The sequence below is a fragment of the Pseudomonas sp. Sample_21 genome, from assembly GCF_004307525.1.
In the GTDB taxonomy this organism is placed as follows: Bacteria; Pseudomonadota; Gammaproteobacteria; order Pseudomonadales; family Pseudomonadaceae; genus Aquipseudomonas; species Aquipseudomonas atacamensis.
In genome coordinates, this window is the sequence record NZ_RCNZ01000027.1 from 33,766 (window position 1) to 55,893 (window position 22,128).

The window sequence follows — 22,128 nt, forward strand, 5'->3', positions numbered from 1 at the left end:
ACGCTGCCGCGACATTAATGATCCGAGGGTTTTAGCGTCAATTCGATAAACGCAACACTGTGCGTTTATCGAACAGCTTCCTCAGGCGAACAACTGCGCACTGAGGTCGCGACTGGCGCTGAGCAGGCCCGGCAAGAAGCGCTGCTCCAGCTCGGCGCGACTGACCCGCCCGGCGTGGGTGCTGACATTCAGCGCGGCGACCACTTGCCCGGAGGCGTCGTACACCGGCACAGCGATCGAGCGCAGGCCCTGTTCCAGTTCCTGATCGACAATGCACCAGCCCTGCTGCCGCACCTGCTGCAAACATTCGAGCAACGCGTCGGGGGTATGAATGGTGCGGCTGGTTTTGGCCACCAGTTCGGCGTGGTCGAGGTATTCGCCCAAGGAGGTGTCGTCCAGCGCGGCCAACAGAATGCGCCCCATCGACGTGCAATAGGCAGGGAGACGCCCGCCGACGGAAAGGTCGACCGAGATCAATCGCTGAGTGGTCGCCGAACGCGCGATATAGAGAATGTCATCGCCCTCTAGCGTCGCCATGTTGCAGGCCTCGTGCAGTTGCTCGCTCATGCGATCCAGATACGGTTGGGCCGAGACCGCCAGCGGTGTCGAGGACAGATAGGCGTGGCCGAGGGTCAGCACTTTCGGCAGCAGCGAATAGGTGCGGCCGTCGGTGGTGGCGTAGCCGAGCTTGATCAGCGTGTGCAGGCAACGGCGCACGGCGGCGCGAGGGATTTCAGTGCGATGACTTATCTGCGCGATGGTCAGGTGGCGTTTGCGTTCCTGAAACGCCTGCACCACGGCCAGACCACGGGCCAGGGACGTCATGAAATCCGGATCACCGGTCAGCGCCTGAATGCGCTTGGCCGGCGAGGCGACAATGGGCGGCGCCACCGAGGTGAAGGAGTTGCGCATTTGATCGTTCATTTCTTGTCCTTGTCCGGCACGCATCGATGCCTAGTCAAACGGCTCGCCGCGCGATGCACAAGCACCGGGGCGCCAACATTGGGCGATTATCGAACCGCCGACCGATAATCGCAATCCAGCCCCCGCTCTCCTCTTCATCCTTGAGGCAGCTTTAGCGATTCTGCTCGCAACTTAGTTGTTCCAGTTAATGGCGCCAAAAACAGAACGCCGGTTCTATAACGCTGTCTTTACACTTAACTAGCGGCAAAAGTTGCCAGCAACAAAACCATCACACATTCAGAACCGTTTTTAACTTGGCAAAGATAGTCATTCCCGAATCGGCCGCTATAATGCACCCTAGTCGCGGCGCTTTAATCAAAAGCCCGCGACTTGCTGAAACGAGGTCCTTCGTCTCAGCTCCGGCCAGCGCCCGGCGCCCATCACACATGCAACGCCAGCGCTCGCTGAAACAGGAAACTGATGCTGCGTCAGTTTTTATCTGGTGCCGTAGCCGCCTGTAACACGGAAGTCTTGATCGCCTCTGCAATGTCTCCGCGCCCGATCGGGCTGTGGATGACTGTCGGGCTCGCTCAATTGACTCGTTGCAGTGTGTTTCACCGGATATTCAATTCAACTCATACAGGTAGCACCGTGACAAAAGACGAACTGCGCGCGGAACTAGAGCGCCAGGAACAACGTTACAAGGAAGTTTACGGCGGGGAAGTCACCACCTACGCCGCTCAGCCGGAACCGGAACGCAAGGCATGGCGCAAGCGCCCTACCGTTCAGGATCAGGTGTTCAAGCAGGAAATCGAAAAGATCGAAAAGGAACTCAAAGCCGAAGAGCCATGAGCCACGGCGGTTGAGCATTCGAAAGTCGGCGTCCGCCTGAGCCACAGCGCGGTGGAAGACGACACCTCGCGCGCCCGCTATCCGCGGGCAGCGGCTGCATCGCTGTTCTGCGGCTTATGAACGAGCGTCCCACAGGTTTCAGAGATATTTCAGACAAGCGTTTGAGCCTTTGCGATGTCTGAAAAAACGGCTCGAAAATCTAGTTTATTCAATAAAATCAAGTAGTTGAAAAACCCTGCGTGCTGCTTGGTTTTCACGCCCTGCAACAAATTAAATCGAAGAAGGGTGTGACCAGTGAGCAGACGGGGCATCGATTTCCTGTCTTTTCTGGCATAATCGCGCCCCCTTACGACCGGGTCAGAAAACCTTCATGATCGATTTATTCAGCGGACTGGATGCTTGGGTGCTTGTGAGCCTCTTGCTCGCCCTGACGTTTGTCCTCGCCTTCGAGTTCATCAATGGATTTCATGACACCGCTAACGCGGTAGCCACTGTTATCTACACCAAAGCCATGCCGCCACACCTGGCGGTGTTCTTTTCCGGTGTGTTCAATTTCCTCGGCGTGCTGCTGGGCGGCGTGGGCGTGGCGTATGCCATCGTCCACTTGCTGCCGGTTGAGCTGCTGATCAATGTGAACACCGGCCATGGCCTGGCGATGGTGTTCTCGTTGCTCGCCGCGGCAATCGCCTGGAACCTGGGCACCTGGTACTTCGGTATCCCGGCTTCCAGCTCGCACACCCTGATCGGCTCGATCCTCGGTGTCGGCCTGGCCAACGCGCTGATCAACGACATTCCGTTGAGAGATGGCGTGAACTGGCAGAAAGCGATCGATATTGGCGCCTCGCTGGTGTTCTCGCCGATGGCCGGCTTCCTCATCGCCGCGCTGGTGCTGATCGGCCTGAAATGGTGGCGCCCGCTGTCGAAGATGCACAAGACACCGGAACAGCGCCGCAAGATCGACGACAAAAAGCACCCACCGTTCTGGAACCGTCTGGTCCTGGTGATCTCGGCAATGGCCGTAAGCTTCGTGCACGGTTCCAACGACGGCCAGAAAGGCATCGGCCTGATCATGCTGGTGCTGATCGGTATCGTCCCGGCGCAGTTCGTACTCGATCTGAACAGCACCACCTACCAGATCGAACGCACCCGCGACGCGACCCTGCACCTGAGCCAGTTCTACCAGCGCAACGCCGATTCGCTGGGTGAGTTCCTGGCCCTGGGCAAGAGCGTGGAAGGCGACCTGCCGGAGAAATTCCGCTGCAACCCGCAGCAGACCGAACCGACCATCACCGCCCTGCTGCACACTCTCAAAGGTGTAGCGGACTATCATTCGCTGTCGTCGGACAGCCGCATCGAAGTGCGTCGCTACCTGCTCTGCCTGGACGACACGGCGAAGAAAGTCGGCAAGCTGCCTGGCCTGGAAGCCCGTGAAAAGGCTGACCTCGACAAGCTGCGCAAAGACCTGACCACCACCACTGAATACGCCCCGTTCTGGGTGATTCTGGCGGTCGCCCTGGCACTGGGCCTGGGCACCATGGTCGGCTGGAAGCGCGTAGTGCTGACCATTGGCGAGAAGATCGGCAAGCAGGGCATGACCTATTCCCAGGGCATGTCGGCGCAGATCACCACCGCCAGTTTGATCGGCATGGCCAACATTTTCAGCCTGCCGGTGTCGACCACTCACGTGTTGTCTTCGGGTGTTGCCGGGACCATGGTTGCCAACAAGAGCGGCCTGCAGGGTGGCACGGTGAAGACTATTCTGCTGGCCTGGGTGTTGACCTTGCCAGCGACCGTGGCGCTGTCGGCCGGATTGTTCTGGTTGGCTTCGAAGGCTTTGGGTAGTTGATCGTTAGCTGTTGATTGGAAAAGGCGTGATTCGTGAGGATCACGCCTTTTTTGTTATTGGGGCTAAGAAGTATGCCGAAGGGGCAAAAGATCAAAAGCCAAAGCAAAAGCCAGATCAAGAGCCCCTCACCCTAGCCCTCTCCCGGAGGGAGAGGGAACTGACCGAGGTGTTTGAGCGAGTTACGTCGATGTGAAAGTCCGAGTTGAACTCAGGATTTGAAAAGCACACAAATCAGCTCCCTCTCCTCGGGGAGAGGGCTGGGGTGAGGGGCGAATCCAACACAGATCCAAAGCAGATCACACGCTTTTCACCACTCAAAACAATGAGCGCAAGCTCGAGTACCGCTTTTGATCTTGATTCACAGGCGACGTCGGAAGGCTGAGCGGAGGGATTGATCCGGGGGTGGGAGCGCAGCGACCGTCTGGCGCAGCCAGACACAGCGGAAGGAGGTGCAGCGAAGCAAACCGGAGCCGCTGCGCCCGGATCAGTCCCGGAGCGAAGGAACCCGAGCCTGCGAGGGCCGAACGTAGGAGCAAGCCTTTTGGGTTACCTTTTTGGCGTTTGAAAAAGGTGACTCGCCGTAAGGGCGAAACCGCCAGCAGCCACACCCGAAGCAACGGATATTCACCCAAAACCCCAACAGCCTGGTCGGCCCACAGGCCGCCACGGCCCAAAAAAAAGGGGCAACCGAAGTCGCCCCAAAATGCCTTGCGTGCCCATCAAATCCAGAAGAACTCACTTGCGCCGCTTATGCGCATCCTTCCAGATAAAAAATCCAAACCCTGCAAAAAACAGCACCATGAGCCCCACCGTGAGAACCCCGGCAAACACCACGTTATCGAAAAACATGACTGACCTCCCGGCCCTGCTTTGCTTTGCTTTGCTGCGATGGATTCAAATTAACAAACACACAGGCGCACATATTGACCAGGATCAATATCCGCAACGTTGGGAAATAAAGGAGGGGAAATAACTGACCTGCATCAACCAATGCAGCGGGAGATCAACGCTTTTTCGGCTTGTTCTTCGACTTTTTCTTGGCTTTTCCCAACGGCATCGCCTGCTCGAAAGCCTGGCGCACTTCGTTCAGGCGCTTTTCGTTGAGGTCATGCACACGCTTGGCGCGTTCAGTGCTGAGGTCGATCAGTTTGTCGTCTTGGCTCATGGCGTCCGGCACATCGCAGAAGAGATCACAGCTGCCGTCACCGGCAGGATTGCGCCAATCATGCCGCTTGGCGCAGGCGCTGACCAGTCACTGCTCAAATCTCGATATCGACCCACAGCCCCTGACGCGGCTGATCGTCTATCAACGGCACCACCGGCACGGTGTTGTCGGCGTTCAACTCGGTACCCGGCACGGCCAGATGCTCTTCAGGATCTTCATCCGCCTCGCGGCGTCGGCGGTCACGTTCCTGCTGACGACGCTGTTCTTCGCGCGCCAGCAGACGATCCTCTTCCGGATCACGCTTCTGCAGATCGATCGTGCTTTCGTTGGAGCTTTCCTGCACCGGCACCACTGGCGGGATGTCCGGCCGCTGGCGGATCGGATCCTGCTGGGAAGTGATCGGCACGGCGCTCAAGGGGAGCATCGGTGGCAACATATAAAGGTCTCCTGTCTGCAGGCTATCGGCTGGGGTGCAGGCGCCTTGAGCCGCCTGTCGCAAACTTGTGACCCGGTAGACACTGACAGGTGCCCTGCCGCTTGAAAAAAGCGACACATGACGCCTCGGCTTCAGCTTGCAGCTCGAAGCTAAAAGCTTGCCGCTGCTCCTATTCCTTTGGCCCTGAAGCCTGCATTCCGTTAAGATAGCCCGCTTTTTCAAGGTGGGAGTCAGGCAGCATGGCGCAGCAGTATCAACCGGGGCAACGCTGGATCAGTGACAGCGAAGCAGAGCTTGGTTTAGGCACCGTTCTGGCACAGGACGGCCGCTTGCTGACCGTGCTTTACCCGGCCACTGGCGAAACCCGCCAGTACGCGCTACGGAATGCGCCCCTGACCCGCGTGCGGTTCTCGCCGGGCGACTCCATCACCCATTTCGAAGGCTGGAAGATGACCGTGCAGCAGGTCGACGACGTCGACGGGCTGATGGTCTACCACGGTCTCAACGGGCAGAACGAGGTCGTCACGCTGCCGGAAACCCAGCTGTCGAACTTCATTCAGTTCCGTCTGGCCAGCGACCGCCTGTTCGCCGGACAGATCGACCCGCTGCCGTGGTTCTCCCTGCGCTACAACACCCTTGAACACACCAGCCGCCAGTTGCAGTCCTCGCTGTGGGGCCTGGGTGGCGTGCGCGCGCAACCGATCGCGCACCAGCTGCACATCGCCCGCGAAGTCGCCGACCGTATCGCCCCGCGCGTATTGCTGGCGGACGAAGTGGGTCTGGGTAAAACCATCGAAGCCGGTCTGGTCATCCATCGCCAACTGCTCTCGGGCCGCGCCAACCGCGTGCTGATCCTGGTCCCGGAAAACCTCCAGCATCAGTGGCTGGTGGAGATGCGCCGCCGCTTCAATCTGCAGGTCGCGCTGTTCGACGAAGAACGCTTTATCGAAAGCGATGCCACCAACCCGTTCGAAGACACGCAACTGGCGCTGGTCGCGCTGGAGTGGCTGGTCGACGACGAGAAGGCACAGGACGCCTTGTTCGCTGCCGGTTGGGACCTGATGGTGGTCGACGAGGCGCACCATCTGGTCTGGCATGAAGACAAGGCCAGCGCGGAGTATTCGCTGGTCGAGCAACTGGCCGAAGTCATCCCCGGCGTGCTGCTGCTCACCGCCACCCCGGAACAACTCGGTCAGGACAGCCACTTCGCCCGTCTGCGCCTGCTCGACCCGAACCGTTTCCACGACCTGGCCGCGTTCCGCGCCGAGAGCGATAACTATCGCCCGGTCGCCGAAGCGGTGCAGGAACTGCTCGACAAGGGCCGTCTCTCCGCCGAGGCGCACAAGACCATTCACGGTTTCCTCGGCAACGAAGGCGAAGCCCTGCTCACCGCCGTCAACGATGGCGATACTGAAGCCAGCGCCCGCCTCGTGCGTGAACTGCTTGATCGCCACGGCACCGGCCGCGTGCTGTTCCGTAATACCCGCGCGGCCGTGCAGGGTTTCCCGGAGCGCAAACTGCACCCGTACCCGCTGCCGTGCCCCGACGAATACCTCGAACTGCCACTGGGCGAACACGCCGAGCTGTACCCGGAAGTCAGCTTCCAGGCCCAGCCGGAAGCCAGTGAAGAAGAGCGCTGGTGGAAATTCGACCCGCGCGTGGAGTGGCTGATCGATCAGCTGAAAATGCTCAAGCGCACCAAAGTGCTGGTGATCTGCGCCCACGCCGAAACCGCGATGGACCTGGAAGACGCCCTACGCGTGCGTTCCGGCATCCCGGCCACGGTGTTCCACGAAGGCATGAACATCCTCGAGCGTGATCGCGCCGCCGCCTACTTCGCTGATGAAGAGTTCGGCGCGCAAGTGCTGATCTGCTCGGAAATCGGCAGTGAAGGTCGCAACTTCCAGTTCGCTCACCACCTGGTGCTGTTCGATCTGCCGTCGCACCCGGACCTGCTCGAGCAGCGCATCGGCCGTCTCGACCGGATCGGCCAGAAGCACATCATCGAACTGCACGTGCCGTACCTGGAAACCAGCCCGCAAGAGCGCCTGTTCCAGTGGTACCACGAAGCGCTCAATGCGTTCCTCAACACCTGCCCGACCGGCAACGCCTTGCAGCATCAGTTCGGCCCGCGCCTGCTGCCGCTGCTCGAAGAAGCCGATGACGGCGAGTGGCAAGCGCTGATCGACGAAGCACGCGCCGAGCGTGAGCGTCTCGAAGCCGAGCTGCACACTGGCCGCGACCGTCTGCTGGAACTCAACTCCGGTGGCGCTGGCGAGGGTGAAGCGCTGGTAGAAGCGATCCTCGAGCAGGACGACCAGTTCGCCCTGCCGATCTACATGGAAACCCTGTTCGACGCGTTCGGCATCGACAGCGAAGACCATTCGGAAAACGCTCTGATCCTCAAGCCGAGCGAGAAGATGCTCGACGCCAGTTTCCCGCTGGGCGACGACGAAGGCGTGACCATCACTTACGACCGCAACCAGGCGCTGTCGCGCGAAGACATGCAGTTCATCACCTGGGAACACCCGATGGTGCAGGGCGGCATGGATCTGGTGCTGTCCGGCTCGATGGGCAACACCGCCGTCGCGCTGATCAAGAACAAGGCGTTGAAGCCGGGCACCGTATTGCTGGAATTGCTCTACGTCAGCGAAGTGGTCGCACCGCGCTCGCTGCAACTGGGTCGCTACCTGCCACCGGCGGCGCTGCGTTGCCTGCTCGATGCCAACGGCAACGACCTGTCGCCACGGGTGTCGTTCGAAACCCTCAACGATCAGCTGGAAAGCGTGCCACGGGCCAGCGCCAACAAGTTCATCCAGGCCCAGCGCGATCAGCTGACGCCACGGATCAACGCCGGCGAAGAAAAGATCACCCCGCGTCACGCCGAGCGTGTGGCCGAAGCGCGCCGTCGTCTGGCCGCCGACACCGACGAAGAACTGGCGCGCCTGACCGCGTTGCAAGCGGTCAACCCGACCGTGCGCGACAGCGAACTGGAGGCGTTGCGCACTCAGCGTGAGCAGGGTCTGGCGATGCTCGACAAAGCGGCGCTGCGCCTGGAAGCGATTCGGGTGTTGGTGGCGGGTTAACCGCCCCGCTCCACCGCTGAAAACCAAGAGGCCCGCAGTGATGCGGGCCTCTTTGTTTGCCTGTTATTTGTCAGGTGATGCTGATGGCCCCTTCGCGAGCAGGCTCGCTCCCACAATGAAATGCATTCCAAACTGTGGGAGCGAGCCTGCTCGCGAAAACGGTCAGGCAGTCGCCGCAGAAATTTCTGGCTCAACCACCGCTACCAACCCCTCCTTCATCCGCTGTGCATCGCGAACAAAACACCGCGATGCCAGAAACAGAAAGACCATCGTCAGGAACAGCGCCACCGGGATCAGGTACATCGCGTCGTGCAGGCCGACAGCCTTGAACGCTTCGGTCATCTGCTCAGCCCCTGCGGCCAGCATTGCCGTATGCGCGAAGTGATCCGACAGACCACCCACGACCACCGGACCCAACCCGCCGCCGAGCAGATACAGACCGGCAAAGAACAACGCCATCGCCGTGGCCCGCAGGCGCGGTTCGACGACGTCCTGAATCGCCGTGTACACGCAGGTATAGAAGTTGTAGGCGAATAGCCAGCCGACACTGAACACCGCGACGAACACACCGATCTCGATGCGCCCGGCATGCAGCGCCCACGCCGTACACAGGGTCGAAATGATCAGACTGAACGCGGCAAACAGCAGCCGCCCACTGGCGAAGCGCTGGTGAATCTTGTCGGCGATCCAGCCGCCAAGGGTCAGCCCGACCAGTCCGGTGACGCCGACGATCACGCCGGTGGCCACCGCCGCCTCCTGCAACGGCATGAGGAAATAGCGCTGCAGCATCGGCACCAGAAACGAGTTGCAGGCATAGGTCGCGAAGTTGAAGCACAGCCCGGCCATCACCAGCCACAGGAAGGTCGGCACGGCGAGGACGCGGCGGATCGGTTTGTCGACTTTCTCTTGCGAGACCTGCACGGTTTCCGCTGCGCCGCGTTTCGGCTCTTTGATGAAGAACATGAACACCGCGAGGATCAGCCCCGGCACGGCGGCGATGAAGAACGGCGCACGCCAGCTGTCGAACGCCTTGACCATCGCGCCGATGGTGAAGAACGCCAGCAGCAGCCCCAGCGGCAGGCCAAGCATGAAAATACCCATCGCCCGCGCCCGACGGTGCGCCGGAAACAGATCGCCGATCAGCGAGTTGGCCGCTGGTGCGTAACTGGCTTCGCCGATGCCGATGCCCATGCGCACGATGAGGAAACTCCAGAAACTGCCGACCATGCCGTTGACCGCAGTCAGCGCACTCCAGGTCGCCAGGCCCCAGCCCATCAGTTTGCTGCGTGAACCGGTGTCGGCCATGCGCCCGAGTGGCAGGCCGGCAATCGCGTAAACGATGGTGAACGCGGTGCCGATGATGCCCAGCTGAAAGTCGCTGAGGTGCCATTCCATGCGGATCGGTTCGATGATGATCGCCGGGATGGTGCGGTCGAAGAAATTGAACAGGTTGGCGAGGAACAGCAGGAACAGAATGCGCCAGGCATTCGCCGCTTGGGTCGAGTTCTGCATGGGTCCGTCTCTTTATTGTTATGAGGGCTTCACTGCCAGCGCGTCGAGCCCGGAACCTGCAATCTAGTCAGCTGCGCCGGGGCTGTCTGTCATCATTCGTCAGCCTGATATCGACCCATCGCACTGTAACGAAACGTAAGCCCTTGATAAGTCTGGAATCCCCCGCCGTACGGGGCTTTCGCGGCAAAATCCGGCGACAAAAAAATAGTTTCGCTCCCCCCCTTCCCAACGCCATGGCAAAGCCTAGAATGGCCGCCGGATCCGTCCGGATCTTCCGATCAACCCCTTTGATACCCCCGCCCATGTCCGAAGCCAGTCCGTGTCTGAATTGCGGTGCCTGCTGTTCCCATTTTCGCGTGTCTTTTTTCTGGGGTGAGTGCGCATCCTCTGGCGGGACGGTGCCCGATGAACTGGTCGCGCAGATCACCCCGAGCCGGGTGGCAATGATCGGCACCGATCGCAAACCGGCGCGTTGCATGTCGCTGGCGGGTGAGGTCGGCAGCGCTGTGGCCTGCACGATCTATGACAAGCGCTCGAGCACCTGCCGCGAGTTCGAGGCGTCGTGGGAGAACGGCGAGCACAATCCCGACTGCGACAAGGCCCGCGCCGCCCACGGCCTGCCACCCTTGCCGCCACACTGCAACGACCTGCCCCTGGAGCGTATTGCCTGAGCCTTAGCGCGAATCGCTATGAGGCTAATGGCAAAATCATTACCACCAATGTGCCACTACGGCTTGCAGCCGGAAAACCGCCTCTATACTGCTTTCATTCGCCTGCGTTGATTGACGCACGGGCCAGATGAATCCGAGACGGGGCATGCTATGGAGTGGCTTGGTTTGCAGTTTGTTGCCGAGCTGCCGGCGAGCGGGCAGATTCTCCTCGATTGCAGCCACAATCCTTTGCTGGTGATGGTGGCCTATCTGGTCGCCTGCGCGGCGAGTTTCGCCACCCTGGACATGGCAGAGCGCCTGGTGCATGCCGAAGACCCGGGGTCGCGGCGAATCTGGCGCTGGATCGGCGCGACCTGCCTGGCCGGCGGCATCTGGGCCATGCACTTCATCGGCATGCTGGCCTTCCAGACCCCCATCGATATTCAGTACGACCTCGGCATTACCCTCTTGTCGTTGCTGATCGCCCTGCTCGCCTCTTGGCTGGCCATGCACACTCTCAGTGAGGTGCAGCCGAGCGCGCTGCGTTGCCTGAAGACCGCGTGTGTCATCGGTTTGGGCATCGCTGGCATGCATTACGTCGGCATGGCAGCGATGAAGTCGAGCGCCACCGCCTACTACCAGCCGGAGCTGTTCGCGCTGTCGGTGCTGATTGCCATCGGCGCCAGTTTCGCCGCGCTGTGGGTGGCGCGCTATTTGAGCGAGGGCAGTGGCGTGGCGCATCAATTGCTCAAGTACAGCGCGGCGCTGATACTCGGCGCTGGCATCATCAGCATGCACTTCACCGGCATGGCTGCGCTGGATCTGGTGCTTCCCGAAGGCGCTCTGGCAGCCAGCGGCGGCGACACCGGCCATCTGCAACTGGGCCTGACCGTAGCGCTGATCATCCTGTTGATTCTCGGCAGTGCGATCAGCGCCGCCCTCGCCGACAAGAAACTGCAGAACAAGGAAAACGACCTGCGCCGGCTCAACGCCCTGCTCAGCCAACTCGATCAGGCGCGCATGTCTTTGCAGCAAGCGGCCAATTACGACGCGCTGACCAACCTGATCAACCGCCGTGGTTTCAACCAGATGTTCGCCGAAAAACTCAGCCAGAAAACCAGCGAGGGCGGCATGCTCGCGGTGATGTTTCTCGACATCGACCACTTCAAGCGCATCAACGACAGCCTCGGCCATGACGCCGGTGACGCGCTGCTCAAAGTCATCGCCCAGCACATCAAGAGCTCGGTGCGCAGCCACGAAGACGTGGTCGCGCGATTCGGCGGCGACGAGTTCTGCATCCTCATCAGCCTGCGTGACCGCGAAGAGGCGCGTGGTATGGCGCAGCGCATCATGCACAAGATGAAAGAGCCGGTCGAACTGGCCGGCCGGCGCATGGTGATGACCACCAGCATCGGCATCAGCCTGTTCCCAGAAGACGGCACCACTTGCGAAGAGCTGCTCAAGCACGCCGACCTGGCCTTGTACCAATCCAAGGGCGCCGGGCGCAACGGTCTGCACTTCTTCAATTCCAGCCTGAAGACCCGCGCCAGTTTCGAGCTGCAACTGGAAGAGGAACTGCGCAGTGCGCTACGGCAAGACCACGCGCTGATGCTCTACTACCAGCCGATCTTCGAAGTGAAAACCGGTCGCGTGACCAAGCTCGAAGCGCTGATTCGCTGGCAGCATCCGGTTCACGGTTTGCTCACACCGGATCGCTTCATCGGTATCGCCGAGAACAACGGTTTGATCGCCGAACTGGACAATTGGGTGCTGCGCCGCGCCTGCAAGGATCTTGGCGAGCTGTCGCGGCATGGTTGTGCAGAATTGAAAATCGCCTGGAACTGCTCGCCGCTGAATCTGGCGCGCGAAGAGCTGGCCGAGGAGATCGAACACGCCTTGCACACTGCGGGCGTTGCCCCGGAACGCCTGGAACTGGAGGTCACCGAAAACGCCTTGATGGGCAACATTGCCAACACTCTGGTGCTGTTGCGGCAGATCCGCGCCCTCGGTGTGTCGCTGTCGATCGATGATTTCGGCACCGGCTATTCGTCGCTGGCCTACCTCAAGCGTCTGCCGCTGAACACCCTGAAAATCGACCGCTCGTTCATCCTCGACATCCCCACCGCCACGGCGGACATGGAGATCGTCCAGGCGATCATCGTCATGGCTCACACCCTGCATTTGCAGGTGGTCACCGAGGGCGTCGAGAGCCTGGAGCAATACGAGTTTCTCGAGCGTTCGGGCTGCGATTTCATTCAGGGTTATCTGCTCAGCCGCCCGGTGCCGCTGGACGAATTACGCGCGGTGCTCGATGAAATCAACCAGCGCAAACCCGTCCTCGGGGTCAATCCGTTGAGTCTGGCGCGCGATACATTTGCACCAGCGTCGCTGGATCCTTCGCTAAAAAGCCTTGCGCCCCATGCAGGCGCATCAATTGTGCGGCCAATCCGCTGATTGGCGTCGCCGAGCCCTGCTCGCGGGAAAATTTCACCGCCGTGTCGAGATCCTTGAGCAGCGTGCGCACGTGCCACTTGATCGGTTCGAAACGGCTCTCGGCCATTTGCGGGGCAAGGATTTGCAAGGGCTTGGAATCGGCAAAGCCACCGGCCAGCGCCTCGGCGATCAGTTTGGCATCGACCCCGGCCTGCTCGGCCAGCGCCACCACTTCGGCAATCACCAGCGCATTGCAGGCGACGATCATCTGGTTGCAGGCCTTGGTCACCTGGCCGGCGCCAATGCCGCCCATGTGCGTGACGCGCTGACCGAGGCTGAGCAGCACCGGGCGCACGCGCTCAAGATCTGCCGCTGCACCACCGACCATGATTGCCAGACTGCCGGCCTCGGCGCCGACCACGCCGCCGGACACTGGTGAATCGAGCCAGCCCATGCCGCTTTTCTCGGCCAGCTCTGCGGCCATCTCGCGAGTCGCGGTCGGTTCAAGACTGGAGAAATCCACCAATAGCTGGCCGTTTTTTGCACCTTCGGCAACACCGCCAGCACCAAACACCACTTCACGCACCACGGCAGTGTCGGCCAGACACAGCATGACGATGTCGGCGTGCGCGCACAGTTCAGCGGGGCTCGATACCTGTCGGGCGCCGGCCGCAACCAGCGGTGCACACTTGTCCGGGTTGCGGTTCCACACCGTCAGCGGATAACCCGCGGCCAGCAGACGCCGGCACATGGGCAGGCCCATCAGGCCGATTCCGGCAAACCCCAACGAAGGTAGCGTTGACATCATTTCGCCTCTTTTCGATTAAAGATCACCGAATCATGGCCGATTCATCAACGATCAGGAAAGGATTCCGCCCGGCGATCAGACCAGTCAGCACTACGAGGCCCGGGCCGTATTCGCGCACACAAGACGCGAGATCTTATTCCGTGAGGTTCGCCGGCAGTGTTCGGCGGGCCAACCCAGTCCAGGTAAATGGCGCACCATGACCTCTAAAAACAACCCCGCCAGTGCAACAGCCGATCTGACCCTGAGCCCCGCCGCGAACAGCGCGTCACTATCCAGACCGACGCCGCCTTCGCGCCCGCTGTCGACCCAGCAATACCTGTACTTCACCGAGACCAACACCGACCGCATCCTCGATAACCTCGACGGCCTGCGCGATTCGGTGTTCCCGCGCCCGCCCCATCAGGAAGGCGACAACGAGCAGCACAACGACCAGGAATTCCCCTCGGTGTGCCTGATCGGCCTCGGTCGCTGCGGCTCCAACATCGCCCTCGACGTGGCGGAGCTGGTGTACAACGCGCGCAAGTTCTACCTCAACGAATTCAACAACGAAGACCGCCCGACCGACCGGCGTCTGGCCGACAAGGGCTACAGCCCGGCGCAGTGGATCAAGAACAACCTGCGCATCGGCACCAGCAAATCGTCCAAACCGGTGTTTCTGGTCGAACCGCTGGTGATGCTCGGCGACCTCGACAAGGACATAGCCGGGCGCATCCGTTTCTCGCGCAAGGGCGAGAAAAGCGGCTTCCTGCGCGACTACAGCAAAATGAAGATCATGGACTTGTCTGAAGTCCACGCCGGTGGCGCCGGTAACGCGCCGATCCTCGGCCAGTACCTGGCGAAGATCATCCTCAACAAGGACACCCAGCGCTTCTCCAGCCCCGACTGGAAAATGATCCACTCGTACCTGATCGACAGCTGCGGGATCAAGGCCAACCAGTCGCGCCTGTATTTCTCGATCTTCAGTGCCGGCGGCGGTACCGGTTCGGGCATGGCCTCGGAGTTCGGTCTGGCGCAGCAGCACTCGTACATGAACAAGACCTTCGACACCAAGCCGATGGACGAGCATGACGGTAAGAGCGGTCATTCGTTTGTGTTCGAGCCGATCTTCACCAGCGGCATCTGCGTGCTGCCGAACATTTCCGACCACCGCAGCGAAATGTCCGAGGCGCTGCACATCAACGCCGGGCGCCTGCTGTGCAAATACCTGTCGGAGGAATGGGATTTCTCCTACAACTTCGCCAACGAAGACAGCAGCGAAGCCAGCGTGATGGGACGTATCCGCCCGTGGAACGCGATGATGCTGATCTCCAACGACATCATGCGTTACGCCGAAGAAAGCGATGACGGCAATATCCAGAACATTGATGTCAATGCCATGGAGAAGCACGCCAACCAGTACATCTCGCAGCAGATCTTCAACATTCTGACAGCGCAGGCAGTCACTACTGACTACGACCAGAACTACTTCCGCCGCGCCGGCATCGACATCGGCGAAACCATCCGCCTGGACGCCAACGACCTGTTCATGAGTCTGGCCGGGCCGGTGGCGATTGCCTACGCCGAATCGGTAGTCCCGGAAACCCCGCCGCCGAGCAGCGACAAGTTCAAGGTCTTCGATAAAGAGCCGCAGCGCCTGAACATCGACGACCTGTTCTTCCGCTCGATCGACCTGCCGCACTTCAACAAGGTCACTCAGGCCATCGAAGGCATCAGCCTGCTGCCGATCGAATCCAAGCGTTATCGCGCTTCGCTTGAGCAGTACAAGAATTCCGGCTACGACGCCGCCGCGCTGCACGATTTGCACTTCTTCAAGAATTGCTCGTCGGTGGTGTCGATCGTCTCGCTGCCGAAAGACTACAAACTGTCGTACATGGACCTGAACCGGTTGAAGACCCACCTCAACAGCCTGTTCCCCAACACCACCCTCAAGCGCTATGCGCTGGTAATCGGCGCTTCGGCCAACCTGTCGCTGACCACCCTGATCGCCAAGAGCCCATGCCTGTCGGACGATTTCCTGACCTTGATCGTGGCGTTCATCAAGCGCTGCTTCGCGAAGAACCCGTACCGTTTCGACGAGACGCTGGATAACTCGATTCTCGACTTCATCATTCAGGAAGACTTCGACGAAGAGCGGATCGACGACCTGCTCAACGAATTCGAAAACCCGGCGAAGATCCTCGATACCAACTGGTACGCGATCAAACCGATGTACGAAAAGAAATACCGTGAGTTGATCAACGACAAGGACAAGTTCGTCTCGATCAATGACATTCGCCTGTCGCGTGATTGCGTGAAGAAGTCGATCAAGTACCTGCGCGAGATCTACCGCCACCGGATTGGCAAGACCAAGGTGATTTCGCTGAATAACCATACCGGGAAGACTTACTCGGTCTGATCCAGCACCGAGTCGCGCCATTCGCGAGCAGGCTCGCTCCCACAGGAAAGTGCACTCCAATGTGGGAGCGAGCCTGCTCGCGAAGGCGCCCTCAACCTCACCGACAAATTCAGCTTACGAACATCCAGAAACAATTAAGCGACCCTCAGGCCGCTCCATAAACTGTTCCCGTTACGTTTACGTCACCGTGAGGCGTGGCATTTCTCCACGGCAAGGTGCCATCACGCTACTCCGCTACACACTTGCGGTGCGGCAATCGAGGCACCAAAAGAGTGCGGGCAATTACACGGCCGCCCTTTCCTGGATCAGAATCCACGGCGAAACCACCACGGCCCACAGCTGCGGATCACGTTCGAAAATATCCAGTGCCCGCGTTTCAGACAGCTTGGCGACCTTGTCGTCGGCCAGCCAGGCCGCGACTTTCTCGCCTTCATCCGAGGCCACGGCCTCGGCGGCGGCGATCAAATCCAGGTCAGGGTCGACCCACAATAGGGCACCCTTGGCGAAGAACGGCTCCAGCTCTTTCCAGGTAATAGATGCCGTTTCACCAAGCAGCTTGGCATAGAGGGTGCTAGGTTCTTGATTCATGGGAGCTGTCCGGAAAAGAAATCGACGCGAATGATAACGTCGGTGGTCCGGCAGAAAAACCCGGTTGCAAATCGCTGCACCGAACGAAAAGAGCAGGAACGCCAGGGAATGCTGCCTTTTGGGATATATGCCCCCGATTGCCCCGCCGCAATTCTGTCTCTTTCATTCAAAAATGCGACACCCCCAAGTTTTGCCCCGTGGCGCCCGCTTCCCAGTTGATCAAGCGGCGCTCTACACTGTACCGGTACAGTTGCCGGGGCATTTTCCGGAGGGTATCGCAAAGATATCTGACCCGGTTCTGCTGCTACGGCGCCAGAACTCTAAAAAATACAACAGTAAGAGTGGAGCACTATGACTAAGGCTACTAAGCAGATTTCCAAACTGTTTGCCGCTATGGTTCTGGCCGGGGTTGCCAGCCATTCGTTCGCAGCTGACACCATCAAAATCGGTATCGCCGGTCCTAAAACCGGTCCAGTAGCCCAGTACGGCGACATGCAGTTCAGTGGCGCGAAAATGGCCATCGAGCAGATCAACGCCAAGGGCGGCGTCGACGGCAAGAACCTCGAAGCCGTTGAATACGACGATGCCTGCGATCCAAAACAAGCGGTAGCGGTAGCGAACAAGGTCGTCAACGACGGCGTCAAGTTCGTGGTCGGTCACCTGTGCTCCAGCTCCACCCAGCCAGCTTCGGACATCTACGAAGACGAAGGCGTGATCATGATCACCCCGGCTGCCACCAGCCCGGACATCACCGCCCGTGGCTACAAAATGATCTTCCGCACCATCGGTCTCGACAGCGCCCAAGGCCCTGCCGCCGGCAACTACATCGCCGATCACGTGAAACCGAAAGTGGTTGGCGTGCTGCACGACAAACAGCAGTACGGTGAAGGCATCGCCACCGCGGTGAAATCGACCCTCGAGAAGAAAGGCACCAAGGTTGCCGTCTTCGAAGGCGTCAACGCCGGCGATAAAGACTTCTCCGCCATCATCGCCAAGCTCAAGCAAGCCGGCGTCGACTTCGTCTACTACGGCGGCTACCACCCGGAGCTGGGTCTGATTCTGCGTCAGGCTCAGGAAAAAGGCCTGAAAGCCCGCTTCATGGGTCCGGAAGGCGTGGGTAACGACTCGATCACCCAGATCGCCAAGGATGCGTCCGAAGGCCTGCTGGTGACCCTGCCGAAATCGTTCGACCAGGATCCGGCCAACGTTGCCCTGGCTGACGCGTTCAAAGCCAAGAAGGAAGATCCGAGCGGTCCGTTCGTGTTCCCGTCCTACTCGGCAGTGACCGTGATTGCCGAAGGCATCAAGGCGGCCAAGTCCGAAGACGCTACCAAAGTGGCTGAAGCCATCCACGCCGGTTCGTTCAAGACCCCGACCGGCGACCTGAGCTTCGACGACAAGGGCGACCTGAAGGACTTCAAATTTGTCGTGTACGAGTGGCACAACGGCAAACCTAAAACCGAAGTTTCGCCTCAGTAAGGCCTTGCCCGACTGACTGCCAATAAAGCCCACGGCGTGCCGTGGGCTTTGTTTTGCGAATGTATGGGCCGCGCTGGCGTGATCCGCCAGTCGACCCACCTGAAAATCTCAAAACCGTCATCAGCGGTTCGCTGGCAAAACCCGGATTCGAAGTGGATAGAGATCCACGGGGCCGGGCGGGAAAATGACTCCACCAGTGAAATGCGTACAGGTTTTTAGGAGCGCTGTAATGCCTGACCTCTATCACTTCTTCCAACAGCTGGTTAACGGCCTCAACGTTGGCAGCATGTATGCCCTGATCGCAATCGGCTACACGATGGTCTACGGCATCATTGGAATGATCAACTTCGCCCACGGCGAGGTGTACATGATCGGTTCCTACGTGGCCTTCATCGCCATCGCCGGGCTGACCATGATGGGACTCGACAGCGTCCCGCTGTTGATGACCGCGGCGTTCATCGCCAGCATCGTCGTCACCAGTTCCTACGGTTACAGCATCGAACGGATCGCCTACCGTCCCCTGCGCGGCAGCAACCGTCTGATCCCGCTGATTTCTGCCATCGGTATGTCGATCTTCCTGCAGAACACCGTTCTGCTGGCGCAAGACTCCAAGGACAAAGCTATCCCCAACCTGATCCCGGGCAACTTCGCCTTCGGTCCGGGTGGCGCACAAGAAGTGCTGATTTCCTACATGCAGATCGTGGTGTTCGTGGTGACCCTGATCGCCATGCTCGGCCTGACCCTGTTCATCTCCCGTTCCCGTCTGGGCCGCGCCTGCCGCGCCTGTGCCGAGGACATCAAGATGGCCAACCTGCTCGGCATCAACACCAACAACATCATCGCCCTGACCTTCGTCATCGGTGCTGCGCTGGCCGCCGTTGCCGCAGTGCTGCTGAGCATGCAATACGGCGTGATCAACCCCAACGCCGGTTTCCTCGTCGGCCTCAAGGCCTTCACCGCTGCGGTACTGGGCGGCATCGGCAGCATCCCCGGGGCAATGCTCGGCGGCTTGGTGCTCGGTGTAGCGGAAGCGTTCGGTGCCGATATCTTCGGCGACCAGTACAAGGACGTCGTTGCGTTCGGCCTGCTGGTTCTGGTGCTGTTGTTCCGTCCGACCGGCATTCTGGGCCGTCCGGAGGTTGAGAAAGTATGACTAGGAATCTTAAACAGGCACTGTTCAGTGCCTTGCTGGTGTGGGCGGTGGCCTACCCGGTACTCGGTCTGAAACTGACCATCGTCGGCATCAATCTGGAAGTGCACAACACCAGCCCTGCGGTACTCGCGACCATCGCGATCTGCTCGGTGCTGATGTTCCTGCGCGTGCTGTTCAACCAGCAGATCAGCAAGGCCTGGCGCTCCTCGCCGGGCATGCCGCTGATCCCGGCCAAGGCCAGCAACTTTCTGACCCTGCCAACCACCCAGCGCTATTTCATCATTGCGCTGATTCTGATCGCCCTGGTCTGGCCGTTCTTCGGCTCCCGTGGCGCGGTGGATATCGCAACGCTGATCCTGATCTACGTGATGCTCGGCCTGGGCCTGAACATCGTCGTCGGTCTGGCCGGTCTGCTTGACCTGGGTTACGTCGGTTTCTACGCCGTTGGCGCCTACAGCTACGCGCTGCTGTCGCATTACTACGGCTTGAGCTTCTGGATCTGCCTGCCGATTGCCGGCCTGATGGCGGCGACGTTCGGCTTCCTGCTGGGCTTCCCGGTGTTGCGTCTGCGCGGCGACTATCTGGCGATCGTGACCTTGGGTTTCGGCGAGATCATCCGTCTGTTCCTGCGTAACCTGACCGACATCACCGGTGGCCCGAACGGCATCAGCAACATCGAAAAACCGACGTTCTTCGGCCTGACCTTCGAGCGCAAAGCCGCCGAAGGCCTGCAGACGTTCCACGAGTATTTCGGCCTGCAATACAACTCGATCAACAAGGTGATCTTCCTTTACCTGGTTGCGCTGTTGCTCGCACTGGCCGCGCTGTTCGTGATCAACCGTCTGCTGCGCATGCCGATCGGTCGCGCATGGGAAGCACTGCGTGAAGACGAAATCGCCTGCCGCGCGTTGGGCCTGAACCCGACTGTGATCAAGCTCTCCGCGTTCACCCTGGGTGCTGCGTTCGCCGGTTTCGCCGGCAGCTTCTTCGCTGCACGTCAGGGGCTGGTAACGCCCGAGTCGTTCACCTTCATCGAGTCGGCGATCATCCTCGCCATCGTCGTATTGGGTGGCATGGGCTCGCAACTGGGTGTGATTCTGGCGGCGATCGTGATGATCCTGTTGCCGGAAATGATGCGTGAGTTCAGCGAGTATCGCATGTTGATGTTCGGTGCGCTGATGGTGCTGATGATGATCTGGCGTCCACAAGGTCTGCTGCCGATGCAACGCCCACACATGGAGTTGCGCAAATGAGCCGCGAGATCCTTAAAGTCGAAAATCTGAGCATGCGCTTCGGCGGCTTGCTCGCGGTCAACGGCGTGGCGCTGACCGTCAAGGAAAAGCAGGTGGTTGCACTGATCGGCCCGAACGGCGCCGGCAAGACCACCGTGTTCAACTGCCTGACCGGCTTCTATCAGCCTACCGGCGGCAGCATCCTGCTCGACGGCGAGCCGATCCAGGGCCTGCCGGGCCACAAGATCGCCCTCAAAGGCGTGGTGCGGACCTTCCAGAACGTGCGTTTGTTCAAGGATATGACCGCGGTCGAGAACCTGTTGATCGCCCAGCACCGTCACTTGAACACCAACTTCCTGTCCGGCCTGTTCAAGACCCCGGCGTTCCGCAAAAGCGAGCGCGAGGCGATGGAATTTGCCGAGTACTGGCTGGAAAAGGTCAACCTCAAAGAGTTCGCCAACCGCACCGCCGGCACCCTCGCCTACGGCCAGCAACGGCGTCTGGAAATCGCCCGCTGCATGATGACCCGCCCGCGGATTCTCATGCTCGACGAACCGGCCGCCGGCCTGAACCCGAAGGAAACCGAAGACCTCAAGGCGTTGATCGGTGTGTTGCGCGAAGAGCACAACGTCACCGTGCTGCTGATCGAACACGACATGAAACTGGTCATGAGCATTTCCGATCACATCGTCGTGATCAATCAGGGCACGCCGCTGGCCGACGGCACGCCGGAACAGATCCGCGACAATCCTGAAGTGATCAAAGCCTACCTGGGGGAAGCGTAAATGCTGCAGTTCGAAAACGTTTCCACCTTCTACGGCAAGATCCAGGCCCTGCACAGCGTCAACGTCGAAGTCCGTCAGGGCGAGATCGTGACGCTGATCGGCGCCAACGGTGCCGGCAAATCCACGCTGCTGATGACGCTGTGCGGTTCGCCGCAGGCGCACAGCGGCAGCATCCGCTACATGGGTGAGGAACTGGTCGGCCAGGACTCGTCGCAGATCATGCGCAAGAGCATCGCCGTGGTCCCGGAAGGGCGTCGGGTGTTTGCCCGTCTGACCGTGGAAGAAAACCTGTCGATGGGCGGATTTTTCACCGACAAGGGCGACTATCAGGAACAGATGGACAAGGTTCTCGGACTTTTCCCACGCCTGAAAGAGCGTTTCAACCAGCGCGGCGGCACCATGTCCGGCGGCGAACAGCAGATGCTCGCCATCGGCCGTGCGCTGATGAGCAAGCCCAAGCTGCTGCTGCTCGACGAGCCATCGCTGGGTCTGGCGCCGATCATCATCCAGCAGATCTTCGACATCATCGAACAGCTGCGCAAGGACGGTGTGACGGTGTTCCTGGTCGAGCAGAACGCCAACCAGGCGCTGAAAATCGCTGACCGCGCCTACGTTCTGGAGAACGGCCGCGTGGTCATGCAAGGCACCGGTGAAGCGCTGCTGACCGACCCGAAAGTACGCGAGGCGTACCTCGGCGGTTGAGTGTTATCGCTGCACAAAAAAACGGCCTTCGGGCCGTTTTTTGTTTCCTGAGCACCACCAAGGTAACCCTGTGGGAGCGAGCCTGCTCGCGAAAGCGCTCTGT

Annotated in this window: 18 protein-coding genes; 11 read left to right on the forward strand and 7 right to left on the reverse strand. The window is 60.1% G+C overall.

Going from position 1 to position 22,128, the window contains the following annotated elements; all coding sequences use genetic code 11:
- Positions 1-81 precede the first annotated feature (81 nt).
- Entirely contained in the window at positions 82-924 is an 843-nt protein-coding gene (pcaR, locus tag D8U71_RS02170) for a pca regulon transcriptional regulator PcaR (protein ID WP_016771343.1), read from the reverse strand.
- Positions 925-1,554: 630 nt separating this feature from the next.
- Between pcaR and D8U71_RS02175 the strand changes: the two genes are divergently transcribed.
- Together D8U71_RS02175 and D8U71_RS02180 are read left to right on the forward strand one after the other, a co-directional pair.
- Positions 1,555-1,755 carry a hypothetical protein gene (locus D8U71_RS02175; protein ID WP_008080067.1) on the forward strand — a complete coding sequence of 67 codons (201 nt, stop codon included), beginning with the start codon at positions 1,555-1,557 and terminating at the stop codon, positions 1,753-1,755.
- Positions 1,756-2,125: 370 nt separating this feature from the next.
- Positions 2,126-3,601, forward strand: coding sequence for an inorganic phosphate transporter (locus D8U71_RS02180; protein ID WP_016771345.1), 1,476 nt, complete (start codon positions 2,126-2,128; stop codon positions 3,599-3,601).
- A gap of 735 nt (positions 3,602-4,336) precedes the next feature.
- Here the strand turns inward: D8U71_RS02180 and ccoM are convergent.
- From ccoM to D8U71_RS02185, 3 genes are all read right to left on the reverse strand, one after another.
- Positions 4,337-4,450 (reverse strand): cytochrome c oxidase subunit CcoM, encoded by a 114-nt coding sequence (ccoM, locus tag D8U71_RS28735; protein WP_016771346.1) that lies wholly within the window; start codon positions 4,448-4,450, stop codon positions 4,337-4,339.
- Between the two features lie 154 nt (positions 4,451-4,604).
- Entirely contained in the window at positions 4,605-4,766 is a 162-nt protein-coding gene (locus D8U71_RS28305; RefSeq protein WP_016771347.1) for a hypothetical protein, read from the reverse strand.
- Between the two features lie 94 nt (positions 4,767-4,860).
- A complete protein-coding gene (locus D8U71_RS02185) occupies positions 4,861-5,202 on the reverse strand; it encodes a hypothetical protein (protein ID WP_024011931.1) in 342 nt (113 codons plus the stop codon).
- Between the two features lie 239 nt (positions 5,203-5,441).
- On the opposite strand from D8U71_RS02185, the gene rapA reads away from it, so the two are divergent.
- Positions 5,442-8,288, forward strand: coding sequence for an RNA polymerase-associated protein RapA (rapA, locus tag D8U71_RS02190; RefSeq protein ID WP_122751984.1), 2,847 nt, complete (start codon positions 5,442-5,444; stop codon positions 8,286-8,288).
- 162 nt (positions 8,289-8,450) lie between these two features.
- On the opposite strand, the gene D8U71_RS02195 is transcribed toward rapA, so the two are convergent.
- Positions 8,451-9,800 (reverse strand): MFS transporter, encoded by a 1,350-nt coding sequence (locus D8U71_RS02195; RefSeq protein WP_073475856.1) that lies wholly within the window; start codon positions 9,798-9,800, stop codon positions 8,451-8,453.
- A 302-nt stretch (positions 9,801-10,102) separates the two neighbouring features.
- On the opposite strand from D8U71_RS02195, the gene D8U71_RS02200 reads away from it, so the two are divergent.
- Together D8U71_RS02200 and D8U71_RS02205 are read left to right on the forward strand one after the other, a co-directional pair.
- Positions 10,103-10,471, forward strand: coding sequence for a YkgJ family cysteine cluster protein (locus D8U71_RS02200; protein ID WP_130887072.1), 369 nt, complete (start codon positions 10,103-10,105; stop codon positions 10,469-10,471).
- A gap of 150 nt (positions 10,472-10,621) precedes the next feature.
- Positions 10,622-12,904, forward strand: a complete 2,283-nt coding sequence (locus tag D8U71_RS02205) for a bifunctional diguanylate cyclase/phosphodiesterase (protein ID WP_130887073.1) — start codon at positions 10,622-10,624, stop codon at positions 12,902-12,904.
- Here the strand turns inward: D8U71_RS02205 and D8U71_RS02210 are convergent.
- On the reverse strand, positions 12,795-13,691 hold the full coding sequence (locus tag D8U71_RS02210) for an NAD(P)-dependent oxidoreductase (RefSeq protein WP_177434876.1): 897 nt from the start codon (positions 13,689-13,691) through the stop codon (positions 12,795-12,797). The two genes, D8U71_RS02205 and D8U71_RS02210, sit on opposite strands and share 110 nt — an antisense overlap.
- A 196-nt stretch (positions 13,692-13,887) precedes the next feature.
- Here D8U71_RS02210 and D8U71_RS02215 point away from each other — a divergent pair, with 196 nt between their 5' ends.
- Complete coding sequence (locus D8U71_RS02215; RefSeq protein WP_123442974.1) at positions 13,888-16,086, forward strand: hypothetical protein; 2,199 nt, start codon at positions 13,888-13,890, stop codon at positions 16,084-16,086.
- Positions 16,087-16,368: 282 nt separating this feature from the next.
- Here D8U71_RS02215 and D8U71_RS02220 read toward each other — a convergent pair whose 3' ends face one another.
- Positions 16,369-16,674 carry a DUF2288 domain-containing protein gene (locus D8U71_RS02220; protein WP_016771353.1) on the reverse strand — a complete coding sequence of 102 codons (306 nt, stop codon included), beginning with the start codon at positions 16,672-16,674 and terminating at the stop codon, positions 16,369-16,371.
- Between the two features lie 351 nt (positions 16,675-17,025).
- On the opposite strand from D8U71_RS02220, the gene D8U71_RS02225 reads away from it, so the two are divergent.
- The 5 genes from D8U71_RS02225 (at position 17,026) to D8U71_RS02245 (ending at position 22,025) form a co-directional block, all read left to right on the forward strand.
- Positions 17,026-18,153, forward strand: a complete 1,128-nt coding sequence (locus tag D8U71_RS02225; RefSeq protein ID WP_130887075.1) for a branched-chain amino acid ABC transporter substrate-binding protein — start codon at positions 17,026-17,028, stop codon at positions 18,151-18,153.
- A 229-nt stretch (positions 18,154-18,382) separates the two neighbouring features.
- Complete coding sequence (gene livH / locus D8U71_RS02230) at positions 18,383-19,306, forward strand: high-affinity branched-chain amino acid ABC transporter permease LivH (RefSeq protein ID WP_016771355.1); 924 nt, start codon at positions 18,383-18,385, stop codon at positions 19,304-19,306.
- Positions 19,303-20,559, forward strand: a complete 1,257-nt coding sequence (locus tag D8U71_RS02235; RefSeq protein ID WP_016771356.1) for a high-affinity branched-chain amino acid ABC transporter permease LivM — start codon at positions 19,303-19,305, stop codon at positions 20,557-20,559. Before livH ends, D8U71_RS02235 begins: the two co-directional genes overlap by 4 nt.
- Positions 20,556-21,323: a high-affinity branched-chain amino acid ABC transporter ATP-binding protein LivG gene (gene livG, locus D8U71_RS02240; RefSeq protein WP_016771357.1), complete on the forward strand. Its 768-nt coding sequence runs from the start codon at positions 20,556-20,558 to the stop codon at positions 21,321-21,323. The genes D8U71_RS02235 and livG overlap by 4 nt, the downstream gene beginning before the upstream one ends.
- Positions 21,324-22,025, forward strand: a complete 702-nt coding sequence (locus D8U71_RS02245) for an ABC transporter ATP-binding protein (RefSeq protein ID WP_003222380.1) — start codon at positions 21,324-21,326, stop codon at positions 22,023-22,025.
- The last annotated feature ends 103 nt before the right edge of the window (positions 22,026-22,128 follow it).

Coding starts and splice junctions, on each gene's coding strand:
- pcaR (WP_016771343.1), bottom strand. CDS start 924: ATGAACGATCAAATGCGCAACTCCTTCACCTCGGTGGCGCCGCCCATT.
- D8U71_RS02220 (WP_016771353.1), bottom strand. CDS start 16,674: ATGAATCAAGAACCTAGCACCCTCTATGCCAAGCTGCTTGGTGAAACG.
- livG (WP_016771357.1), top strand. CDS start 20,556: ATGAGCCGCGAGATCCTTAAAGTCGAAAATCTGAGCATGCGCTTCGGC.
- livH (WP_016771355.1), top strand. CDS start 18,383: ATGCCTGACCTCTATCACTTCTTCCAACAGCTGGTTAACGGCCTCAAC.
- D8U71_RS02235 (WP_016771356.1), top strand. CDS start 19,303: ATGACTAGGAATCTTAAACAGGCACTGTTCAGTGCCTTGCTGGTGTGG.
- D8U71_RS28305 (WP_016771347.1), bottom strand. CDS start 4,766: ATGAGCCAAGACGACAAACTGATCGACCTCAGCACTGAACGCGCCAAG.
- D8U71_RS02200 (WP_130887072.1), top strand. CDS start 10,103: ATGTCCGAAGCCAGTCCGTGTCTGAATTGCGGTGCCTGCTGTTCCCAT.
- rapA (WP_122751984.1), top strand. CDS start 5,442: ATGGCGCAGCAGTATCAACCGGGGCAACGCTGGATCAGTGACAGCGAA.
- D8U71_RS02215 (WP_123442974.1), top strand. CDS start 13,888: ATGACCTCTAAAAACAACCCCGCCAGTGCAACAGCCGATCTGACCCTG.
- D8U71_RS02225 (WP_130887075.1), top strand. CDS start 17,026: ATGACTAAGGCTACTAAGCAGATTTCCAAACTGTTTGCCGCTATGGTT.
- D8U71_RS02180 (WP_016771345.1), top strand. CDS start 2,126: ATGATCGATTTATTCAGCGGACTGGATGCTTGGGTGCTTGTGAGCCTC.
- D8U71_RS02205 (WP_130887073.1), top strand. CDS start 10,622: ATGGAGTGGCTTGGTTTGCAGTTTGTTGCCGAGCTGCCGGCGAGCGGG.
- D8U71_RS02185 (WP_024011931.1), bottom strand. CDS start 5,202: ATGTTGCCACCGATGCTCCCCTTGAGCGCCGTGCCGATCACTTCCCAG.
- D8U71_RS02195 (WP_073475856.1), bottom strand. CDS start 9,800: ATGCAGAACTCGACCCAAGCGGCGAATGCCTGGCGCATTCTGTTCCTG.
- D8U71_RS02245 (WP_003222380.1), top strand. CDS start 21,324: ATGCTGCAGTTCGAAAACGTTTCCACCTTCTACGGCAAGATCCAGGCC.
- ccoM (WP_016771346.1), bottom strand. CDS start 4,450: ATGTTTTTCGATAACGTGGTGTTTGCCGGGGTTCTCACGGTGGGGCTC.
- D8U71_RS02210 (WP_177434876.1), bottom strand. CDS start 13,691: ATGATGTCAACGCTACCTTCGTTGGGGTTTGCCGGAATCGGCCTGATG.